This is a genomic window from Mesorhizobium sp. M4B.F.Ca.ET.089.01.1.1, assembly GCF_004022605.1.
Classification (GTDB): Bacteria; Pseudomonadota; Alphaproteobacteria; order Rhizobiales; family Rhizobiaceae; genus Mesorhizobium; species Mesorhizobium abyssinicae.
In genome coordinates this window covers 1-8,832 of the sequence record NZ_RZOS01000237.1, presented here as the reverse complement: position 1 = coordinate 8,832, position 8,832 = coordinate 1, and the positions used below count along the sequence as shown (strand labels likewise).

Annotated in this window: 9 protein-coding genes; all 9 read right to left on the bottom strand. The window is 64.2% G+C overall.

The window, feature by feature from the left end; translation table 11 throughout:
* Nucleotides 1–145: 145 nt before the first annotated feature.
* Nucleotides 146–868, bottom strand: coding sequence for a ribulose-phosphate 3-epimerase (locus EN780_RS20840; RefSeq protein WP_128275176.1), 723 nt, complete (start codon nucleotides 866–868; stop codon nucleotides 146–148).
* Complete coding sequence (locus tag EN780_RS20835; protein ID WP_128275175.1) at nucleotides 865–1,683, bottom strand: alpha/beta hydrolase; 819 nt, start codon at nucleotides 1,681–1,683, stop codon at nucleotides 865–867. Before EN780_RS20835 ends, EN780_RS20840 begins: the two co-directional genes overlap by 4 nt.
* Nucleotides 1,683–2,501 carry a sugar phosphate isomerase/epimerase gene (locus EN780_RS20830; RefSeq protein WP_128275174.1) on the bottom strand — a complete coding sequence of 273 codons (819 nt, stop codon included), beginning with the start codon at nucleotides 2,499–2,501 and terminating at the stop codon, nucleotides 1,683–1,685. Before EN780_RS20830 ends, EN780_RS20835 begins: the two co-directional genes overlap by 1 nt.
* Complete coding sequence (locus tag EN780_RS20825) at nucleotides 2,501–3,577, bottom strand: Gfo/Idh/MocA family oxidoreductase (RefSeq protein WP_128275173.1); 1,077 nt, start codon at nucleotides 3,575–3,577, stop codon at nucleotides 2,501–2,503. Before EN780_RS20825 ends, EN780_RS20830 begins: the two co-directional genes overlap by 1 nt.
* A gap of 4 nt (nucleotides 3,578–3,581) precedes the next feature.
* Entirely contained in the window at nucleotides 3,582–4,403 is an 822-nt protein-coding gene (locus EN780_RS20820) for a sugar phosphate isomerase/epimerase (protein WP_128275172.1), read from the bottom strand.
* Between the two features lie 62 nt (nucleotides 4,404–4,465).
* Nucleotides 4,466–5,308 carry a carbohydrate ABC transporter permease gene (locus EN780_RS20815; RefSeq protein WP_128275171.1) on the bottom strand — a complete coding sequence of 281 codons (843 nt, stop codon included), beginning with the start codon at nucleotides 5,306–5,308 and terminating at the stop codon, nucleotides 4,466–4,468.
* Nucleotides 5,309–5,313: 5 nt separating this feature from the next.
* The gene (locus EN780_RS20810; RefSeq protein WP_127309042.1) at nucleotides 5,314–6,210 is read right to left on the bottom strand and encodes a sugar ABC transporter permease; all 897 of its coding nucleotides are present in this window, start codon (nucleotides 6,208–6,210) and stop codon (nucleotides 5,314–5,316) included.
* Between the two features lie 132 nt (nucleotides 6,211–6,342).
* On the bottom strand, nucleotides 6,343–7,590 hold the full coding sequence (locus tag EN780_RS20805; protein WP_128275170.1) for a sugar ABC transporter substrate-binding protein: 1,248 nt from the start codon (nucleotides 7,588–7,590) through the stop codon (nucleotides 6,343–6,345).
* A gap of 111 nt (nucleotides 7,591–7,701) precedes the next feature.
* A partial coding sequence (locus EN780_RS20800) for an ABC transporter ATP-binding protein (RefSeq protein WP_133372658.1) occupies nucleotides 7,702–8,832 on the bottom strand: 1,131 nt, incomplete at its 5' end.

The window sequence follows — 8,832 nt, the reverse complement described above, 5'->3', positions numbered from 1 at the left end:
GTGATGATCTGGCCGATCACCGCCTCCGATCCGGCACCCGCAAGCGTCGGCGCCGAGACGCGGGCGATGACGTCGCCGCTGCGCTCGACCAGCGCGCCGCGCAGCTCCGTGCCGCCGAGATCGAAAGCGAGCGCGACCGTGTTCATCACGCGGCGGCCTTCAGCCCGTGCAGCCAGGCCATGCGCTGCGCGAGGTCCGGGTCGCCGAAGGCAAGCGAGCCAAGCACCACCGTGTCGGCGCCGGCGGCGCGCAACCTGGGCACCGTCTCGTGGCGGATGCCGCCGTCGGCGGCAAGGATGATATCGGCCTCGCGCCCGGCCTTCCTGATCAGCGCGCGCGCCTCGATCAGGCGCGGACAGGCCTGCTCCGACAGGCTCTGGCCCTTGACGCCGATCGACGTGCCGAGAAGCGTCACGAACGCCACCTCTGCCAGGAACGGGACGATTGCCGGAACAGGCGTTTCCAGCCGCAGCACGACGCCCGCCTCGGCGCCGAGTTCACGCGCCAGCCGCACGGCGCGCAGGCCCGCCTCGCCATTCTCGGCATGGATGGTGACGAGGTCGGCGCCGGCCTCGATGAACTGGCGCGTCTGCGCCTCGACGATCTCGGCCTCGACCATCAGATGCACATGGATCGGCTTCGCCGTCAGCCTGGCGATGCGCGCCACGAGGTCGGGGAAGAACAGGAAGCCGGGGGTGAAGCGGGCATCCGCGACGTCGACGTGATGCAGGTCGGCATAGGCCTCGATGCGCTTCAGGTCGCGCTCCATATTGGCGAGGTCGGCCGACCATAGCGAGAATTCGCCGAGCAGCCTGTTGCGCGGCAGGGCGGCGATTGCGGCGGAGCCGGAGAGGGATTTGCTGGTCATGACGGAATGAGGCTCCGGACTTTCGAGTGGGACTGGAGGAACGTGGTGATCTCAGTGTGCAACTCACTGAAATGCTGCTTGCTGTCGCGGGCCTTGGGTGTGACCTCGGCGAAAACCGCGTTGGGCATCATGGCGGCAAGCGTGTAGGCGCTCGACAGCGGATGGACAGTGTCCATGGCATTGCCGACGAACAGCGCCGGAATGGCGAGCGCGGCCACTTCATGTTGCGAAACACCCGGTCCGTCGGCGGCAATGTTGGCCAGCACCTGCGCGAAGGCCTTGGCGTCGGGCCGGTCGAAATAGCCGAGCAGCGAGGAAAGATTGTCGGGCGCCTCGTGATAGAGGCGCGCGGCCGTCGCCGATTGCGCGAAGATCGTCCTCGCCTTGTCGGGTCCATGCTCGAGGATCAGTTCGGCGACCTCGGCTATGGGCTGCATGTTCGGCGGTGCCGCCACGAAGGTCCAGGCAGGTCGCACCATGACCAGGGCGGCGACGCGTTTCGGATGGCGGCAGGCCAGCCGCAGCGCGATCCCGGCGCCCATCGAGACGCCGCCGGCAATGAAGCGGTCGAGGCCGGCCCGGTCGGCGGCCGCGAGAACGTCGTCGGCGAACATGTCGAAGGAAAACGGCCGCCGCTGGCCAAGGCCGGAGCCGCCGTGCCCGCGGCATTCCAGCGTGATGCGCCGGAAGCCGGCGGGGAAGGTCTGGGCGACCTGCGCCTCGCCACCGCCCAGCCCGTGCTGGAAGACGACCGCCAGACCTTCGCCGGCGTCGGTGAACCGCAGCGTGGCGCCGTCGCGAGAGAGCGTCGCCATCACACCAGCCCCTTCAGGAAACGGGCGACACCGGGTGCTTCCTCGGCGGAAAGTCCATGCGTCACCAGCGGTCCGTCGAAGCCGGCGCGCTTCAGTCGGGTGATAAAGTCGGGAAAGTCGACCACGCCGTGGCCGGCCGTGGCAAAGCGGCCGTCGGCGAAACGGTCCTTGGCATGCGCCATGGCGACTTGGCCGGCCGTGCGTTCGACCGCATCGGCGACGATGGCGCGCGCCTGCACGGCATCCGCCTGCTCGAAGAGGTTCGCCGGATCGAGCACGACGAGCAGCCGCTTCGAACCCATTTCGGCGATCAGGCGCGTCGCGTCGGCGGCGGAGGTGACGATGTTGGCCTGCTCGGGCTCGATGCCGAGATCGACGCCGTGGCGCTCGGCAATCGCAAGCGCCTTCTCCATCTCGCGCGCCATATCGGCCCAGGCCGAGGCGTCGGCATTGTCGGGATGATGCGCCCACTGGTCGTCGGGGTTGCGCGTTCCGGTGCAGAGCGTCACCAGCGGCGTGGAAAGCCTGGCGGCTGCCTCGATCACCAGCGCCAGCCGGCGCAAGCCGTCATCGCGCACCGCCCTGTCCGGATGCGCCATGTTGTAGGTGCCCGACAACGCGACAAGGGCCACGCCAGAAGCTTCGGCGGCAGCCTCGATGGCCCGGATCGCCTCGACGGGAACGGCATCCGGCATCGATGGCAGGCCGGCGCAGGCGAGGTTGAACTGGGTGGCCGCGAAGCCCGCCTCGCGCACGGCGGCAAGCACGCCGGCCGGCTCGCTGCCCGGAAAGGTCTTGGCGAACACCCCGACCTGCATCAGACCGCTCCCGTCACGCTGGCGATCTCGACGCGCTCGCCGCTCTCGGCAGAGCGGGCGATCGCCACCATGGCGCGGATCGAGGCGAGCCCGTCCTCGACATTGGCGCCGCGCATCGGCTTGCCGTCGAGCACGGTATCGGCGAGGCCTTCGATCTGGCGCCGGAAGAAGTGGCCGTCGGCGCCGAGCGGCTTGCGCGAGGTCGCGTCCTTCTCGTGGAAAATGTCGACCTCGCTCGCCCGGAAATACCAGGGATTGAAGGTCTTCGCGATCACGGAGCCGTTCTCGCCATAGAGCTGAAAACCTTCGTGCCAGTCCATGCGCACGGCGACGGTGAGATCGAGATGGCCGAGCGCGCCATTGGCGAACTCGGTTTCGACGAACCAGCAATAGGCGCCGAAACGCTCGTTGAGGCGCGCCCGCACGGCGGTGATTTCGCCGGCGAGGAAGCGCGCCGTGTCGACGAGATGCGAGCCGTGCGCCAGCATGAAATACTGCCTGAGATCGGCCTTCGGGTTGCCGGCCGGCTTCCGCGCCAGCTTGCTGGTCACCGGCAGCGGCTGCACCGCGTCGGTGTTGGTGTAGCGATGCGTGGAATCGCAATACCAGGCCTTCAGCGCCAGGATCTCGCCCATCTCGTCGCGGACGAAATCGCGCGCCGCTTCCAGCGCCGGATCGAAGCGCTTCATGTGCCCGACCTGCAGCACCTTGCCCGAGCGCTTGACCGCTTCGGCCAGCTTCTCGCCTTCCTCGACCGAGACGCCGATCGGCTTTTCGCACAGCACGTGCTTGCCGGCCTCCAGCGCCTTGATCGACATCGGTACGTGATAGGCATCCGACGTGGCGACGATCACCGCTTCCAGCGCGGGGTCGGCGAGCATCTCGTCAAAGTCGCCATACATCTTCTGCGGCTCATAGGTCGCGCCCATGCGCGCGAGCAGATCGGGAGCGGCGTCGCAGATCGCGTAGAGATCGGCGTTGCTCGCCTTCGCGCAGGATTCCAGATGCGCGAACTGCGCGATCGGCCCGCAGCCGAGCACACCGACACGAAGGCGACGGTCTTGCTTGCGGATCATCGTCTCAGGCTCCGTATCCGCGCATGGTCTGGCGGTTGGTCTTGACCGCGCCGGCTGGATCGGCGGCGGCGGTGTCAGATTCCTCCTCCAGCACCAGCCAGCCGTTGAAGTTGGGCGCCGCGCTCGCGATCTCGATCACCTTCGCCGTGTCGCAGACACCCTTGCCGAGCATCGCCCAGGTGCCGCCGGCGTCGACGTCCTTCAGGTGCACGTAGCGGATGCGGTCGCGGTAGGTGGTGAGCGTGTCGGCCATGTCCTTGTGGCCGCGCAGTATGTGGCCGGTGTCCGGCACCCAGCCGACCAGCGAGGCGTCGAGCAGGGAAAAGATGCGGTCGTAATCGGCGCGGTCGAAGAGCAGCGTGTTGTGGTGCGAGCTTGGATGCACCGCGACCTGGACGCCGGCCTCGCGGCCGATCTCGCCGGCCTTGCCATAGACTTCCGCCGCAATGGCGAACTTGTCGTCGCGAGGCCCGTCGGAGACGACGGTCGCCGAGCCCATCGAGACAAGCGCGCCCGGAAAGGCCGCGGCAAAGTCGATCCAGCGCCTGGCGGTTTCGAGGTCGGCGCCAATCTGGTCCTTCAGCGTGAAGCCGCTCTTTGAACCGAAGGCGAAGGAGACCAGGGTCAGGCCGGAGGCCTTCAGCGCGGCGGCGAATTCCGCCGGCTTGCCGGCGTAGCGGCCGATCATCGTGTCGGTGATCTCGATGCCGGCATAGCCGCCATTGGAAATGGCCTTCAGGAGATCGTCCGGGCCGCCGGTAAAACGGTCTCCGAGCATTTCCCAGGTGAAGGTCTGGCAGCCGACTTTGAGGTCTTTCACGTTCATCCTTTCAATCCTTGATACCGCCCATTCCGTGATGTCGCTTTGCGTCTTCATGGGATGGACATCTACTTGACCGAGCCCGCGGTCATCCCGGCGAGGAAGTACCTCTGGGCGACGAGGTAGATGAGCAGGAGCGGCAGCGAGCCGAGGACGCTCATCGCCATCATCTGGTTCCATTCGAAGGCGTGCTGACCCATCAGCAGCTGGATGCCGATCGGGACGGTGCGCATGGACGTCGACTTCGTCAGCGTCAGCGCGAAGAGGAACTCGTTCCAGCACAACAGGAAGGTATAAACCGAGGTCGCCACAATGCCGGGAAGCGAGATCGGGACGATCACCCGCCAGAGCGCCGTCCAACTGCTGCCGCCGTCGACGGCGACGGCCTCGTCGAGATCGCGCGGCAAGGTGTTGAGATACCCGGTCATCAGCAGGATCGCGTAGGGCAGCGTGAACACCAGATAGGTCACGATCAGCGCGATATAGGTGTCGAAGATGCCATACGAGACGACAAGCCCGAAGAAGGGGATCAGAAGCGTGATCGGCGGAATCGTCTGCGTGCTGATGATGAGCGTGTTCAGGCTGCCCTTGCCGCGGAAGTTGAAGCGGCTGAACCCATAGGCTGCCAGCAACGCGATCAGCACCGTCAGCACGGTCACCGCTCCGGCCACGAAGTAGCTGTTGAAGAAGAAGCGCAGTTTTACTGGGTCACCAAGGATGGCCGCATAAGCTTCCAGCGTGAACGCCTTCGGCAGGATGGTTGGCGGCAGGGCAAAGATTTCGGTATTCGATTTGAACGAGCTGCTCAGCATCCAGTAGATCGGGAAAGCCGCGAAAAACAGCCCGGCGGCAAGCGCGACATGCAGCGCGACGGTGATCAGCCTGTCTTTCGGCGTGCGCCTTTTCCTCATGGTGACTACCGAGCCTTCTGATAGCGGATGTAGAACAGCGTCAGGCCAAGAGAGATCAGCAGGATGATCACGGCGCTTGCCGCCGCCTGCGACAGGTTGTAGCTCGAAAACGCCAGCTTGTAGGTGTAGGTGCTCAGCACCTCGGTCGAGTAGATCGGGCCGCCGCCCGTCGTTATCCAGATCAACGGGAAGACCTGCATGGTCCAGATGAAATCGAGCAGCGAGATGCTGATGATGATCGGCATCAGCTGCGGAATGGTGATGAAGATCAGCTTCTGGTAGGCCTTCGCGCCGTCGATGTCGGCGGCCTCGTAGAAATCCTTGGGAATGCCCTGCAGGCCCGCGAGCAGGCTGACCATGAAAAGCGGGTAGCCCGCCCAGATGTTGGCGAAGGTGACGGCGTGCAGCGCCGTCTCGGGCGAGGAAAACCACTCGACCTTGGAACCGATGATGCCCAATTGCATGAGGATGCTGTTCACGACACCGTTGGGCTCGAGCAGCAGGCGCCAGATCACCGCGATGATCACGGCGGTGAACAGCCAGGGCAGGATGTAGAGCACGCGCAGGATATTGCGCAGCGTCGGATTGATGCGGTCGCTGTTCAGCATGAGCGCGAAGATCATGCCGATGGTCATGTGGAAGACGACGCTCATGCAGGTGAAGTAGAGCGTGTGCCACAGCGAAGCCCAGAACACGGGATCGGCAAAGATCGCCTGGTAGTGTTTCAGTCCGGCAAAGGACGGGTCGCGCCGCAGCACCGCGCTGTTCTGGAACGAATAGCCAATCACCGTCACCATCGGCAGCAGCATCAGCAGGCTGATGATGATGAGCGAGGGCGACAGATAGAGATAGGGTGCGACCGCTCGTTTCAGCCTATGGTGGGAGCGCTTCTGCGGGGTCATATGCCAACCTTGGGATACGCCTTCAAGAGAAGGGGAGCTTCGGAAACGGGTCCGTCTCGCATTGCCGATGCGTTGTCGCCGGGAGGCCCGCCCGAAGTCAGGCCGCCCGGTAGAGATCGCAAAACAGGCCGATCAGAATTTCGCCATCCAGCCCTTTTGAGCGTTGGCCGCGGCTTCTTCCGGAGATTGTTCGCCGGCGAGCATCTTCTGGGCTTGCACGTCGAACTGGGTCATCAGGTCTTCCGCCACCGGCAGGCCCGTGAACTCATTGGCAAGATAGCCGGTCTTGAAGATTTCGAAAGCCTTGCCGAAAGCCTTGTCGGAGGTCACGAAATCTGGCTTGGCGTTGACGTTGCCGGGGAAGGCGTTGGCAAGCGACACGAGCTTGGCGTTCACCTTTTCGCTCATCAGATACTGGACGAGTTTCCAGGCCTCTTCCTGATGTTTCGAGCCCGCGGAGATGCCGATGCCCCAGGAGGCGTATGGCAGGCCGCGCTTGCCGTCGTAGTTTTCCACGACCGGGACCGGGATGAGGTCGAAGTTCAGATTGGGATTGCGTTTGCGGATGAGGTTCACATGCGCGAGCGAGTCGATCATCATCCCGACCCGGTCGTTGACGAATTCCTCGACCTTTTCCTGTTCGGTCTTGGTGGCGATGCCGGGCGAGATGGTGCCCGCGTCATTGAGCGATTTGACGAAGGTCAGCATATCCACCACCGGCTTGGCCTCGAGAGCCGGCTTGCCGTCCGCCATCATCGATTGACCCGACGCCCAGACCCACGACATCATGTCGTTCTGGACACCGGACGGCGTCTGCAGCGACAGCGGCAGCACCCAGCCATACTGGTTCTTGTCGGCCTGGGTCATCTTCTTGGCGGCTTCGAGGAACTCAGCGCGGGTCGACGGCAGCTTGGTGACGCCCGCCTTGGCGGCGAGGTCCAAATTCACGAAGACCGGATAGACGAACGAAGCCACGGGAAACATCACGGCTTTGCCGTCCACCTTGATGATGTCCGCGACCTGCGCTTTGTCGAAGCCGCTCGCATCCATCATCGGGTTCATGTCGGCCAGCGCATTCTGCGCGTTCAGATTGTTGACCCAGGCGCCGTCGAGACCAACGACGTCGCTAAGCGTTCCGGTCGCGGCACCAACCGAGATCTGGTCTCGCGTGGTCGCATAGGGGCCGCTGACCAGCGTCACCTTGATCCCGGGGTTTGCGGCCTCGAATTCGTCCATGATTTTCCGCAAGGAGCCTGCGGGCAGCTCCGGCTCCCACCACTGGGTGAATTCCAGCGTCGTGTCCGCCATGGCGCCGGTTGCGCCAAGCAACCATGCGGCCGCTGCCATTTTCAGCATCGCGGGTCTTATCCGAAACGTCATTTTCTCCTCCTTCTTTAGGATCGGCTGCACAATGCGGACGATCGTCTGGTTTATTCAGAAGTCTTCATTCGCAGGCGCCTCGCTCTCGCCTGCTGGCTCTGCCGCAATTCTTCAGATCGCCAGATGCGTCTCGGGATCGAAGAAATGGAGCTTGCTGTCATCCAGGGCCAACCGGACTTCCGAGCCGGAGCGGACTGCGCTGTCCGGTTCGAATTTCGCCACCGCGTTCGACGTCAGGCCGAAATCCTCCACCGCGTCCGGGTCGCCCGAGTCCACCCGGACCGCGTCGATGTTCAGATGGACGATATGTTCCGACCCGAGTTCCTCGATCGAGGTCACCTTTGCCGGTATCGTCTGATACTTGCGGCCGGATTCGAGGCTGCTGTCATAGAGATGCTCCGGGCGGATCCCGAACACGACCTTGCGCCCCGCATACGACCTCAAGCCCGGCCTGCGCACGAAGGCTGCATCCTGCAGCCGGATGGCGAAGGTGCCGGACGTCAGTTCGTCGCCCGTCAGGGTCGCCTCGAAAAGGTTCATCGAAGGAGAACCGATGAAGCCGGCAACGAAGGCGTTCACCGGCGATTCATAGAGCCGCTTGGGCGTGTCGACCTGCTGCAGCACGCCGCCCTTCAACACCGCGACCCTGTCACCCATCGTCATCGCTTCGGTCTGGTCGTGGGTCACGTATATGGTCGTGACGCCGAGCTGCTTCTGCAGGCTGGTGATTTCGGCGCGCATCTGGACACGCAGTTTCGCGTCCAGATTGGAAAGGGGTTCGTCCATGAGAAAGGCGGCCGGCTCGCGCACCATGGCGCGGCCCATGGCAACCCGTTGACGCTGTCCGCCCGAAAGGTTCGCGGGTTTGCTGTCCAGCAGCGACGTCAGCTGCAGCGTCTTGGCGATCTCGTCGACGCGCTTCCTGCGCTCGGCCTTCGGCTTGCCCGCCAGCCGCATCGAAAAGGCGATGTTTTCGAACACTGTCATGTGCGGGTAGAGCGCATAGCTCTGGAAGACCATGGCGATGTCGCGGTCCTTGGGCGGCATGTCGACGACGTCGACGCCGCCGATCCGAAGGCTGCCGCTGGTGACGTCCTCCAGCCCCGCGATCATTCGCAACGCGGTGGATTTGCCGCAGCCGGACGGGCCGACGAGGATCAGGAACTCGCCGTCCTCGACCGACAGGTTCAATTGGTCGATGGCGTGAAAATTGTTCCCGTAGGTCTTGCAGATATTCTCAAG

Excerpts from the sequence above, each read along its gene's own strand:
- EN780_RS20840 (WP_128275176.1), bottom strand. The coding sequence starts at position 868 with ATGACCAGCAAATCCCTCTCCGGCTCCGCCGCAATCGCCGCCCTGCCG.
- EN780_RS20835 (WP_128275175.1), bottom strand. The coding sequence starts at position 1,683 with ATGGCGACGCTCTCTCGCGACGGCGCCACGCTGCGGTTCACCGACGCC.
- EN780_RS20830 (WP_128275174.1), bottom strand. The coding sequence starts at position 2,501 with ATGCAGGTCGGGGTGTTCGCCAAGACCTTTCCGGGCAGCGAGCCGGCC.
- EN780_RS20825 (WP_128275173.1), bottom strand. The coding sequence starts at position 3,577 with ATGATCCGCAAGCAAGACCGTCGCCTTCGTGTCGGTGTGCTCGGCTGC.
- EN780_RS20820 (WP_128275172.1), bottom strand. The coding sequence starts at position 4,403 with ATGAACGTGAAAGACCTCAAAGTCGGCTGCCAGACCTTCACCTGGGAA.
- EN780_RS20815 (WP_128275171.1), bottom strand. The coding sequence starts at position 5,308 with ATGAGGAAAAGGCGCACGCCGAAAGACAGGCTGATCACCGTCGCGCTG.
- EN780_RS20810 (WP_127309042.1), bottom strand. The coding sequence starts at position 6,210 with ATGACCCCGCAGAAGCGCTCCCACCATAGGCTGAAACGAGCGGTCGCA.
- EN780_RS20805 (WP_128275170.1), bottom strand. The coding sequence starts at position 7,590 with ATGACGTTTCGGATAAGACCCGCGATGCTGAAAATGGCAGCGGCCGCA.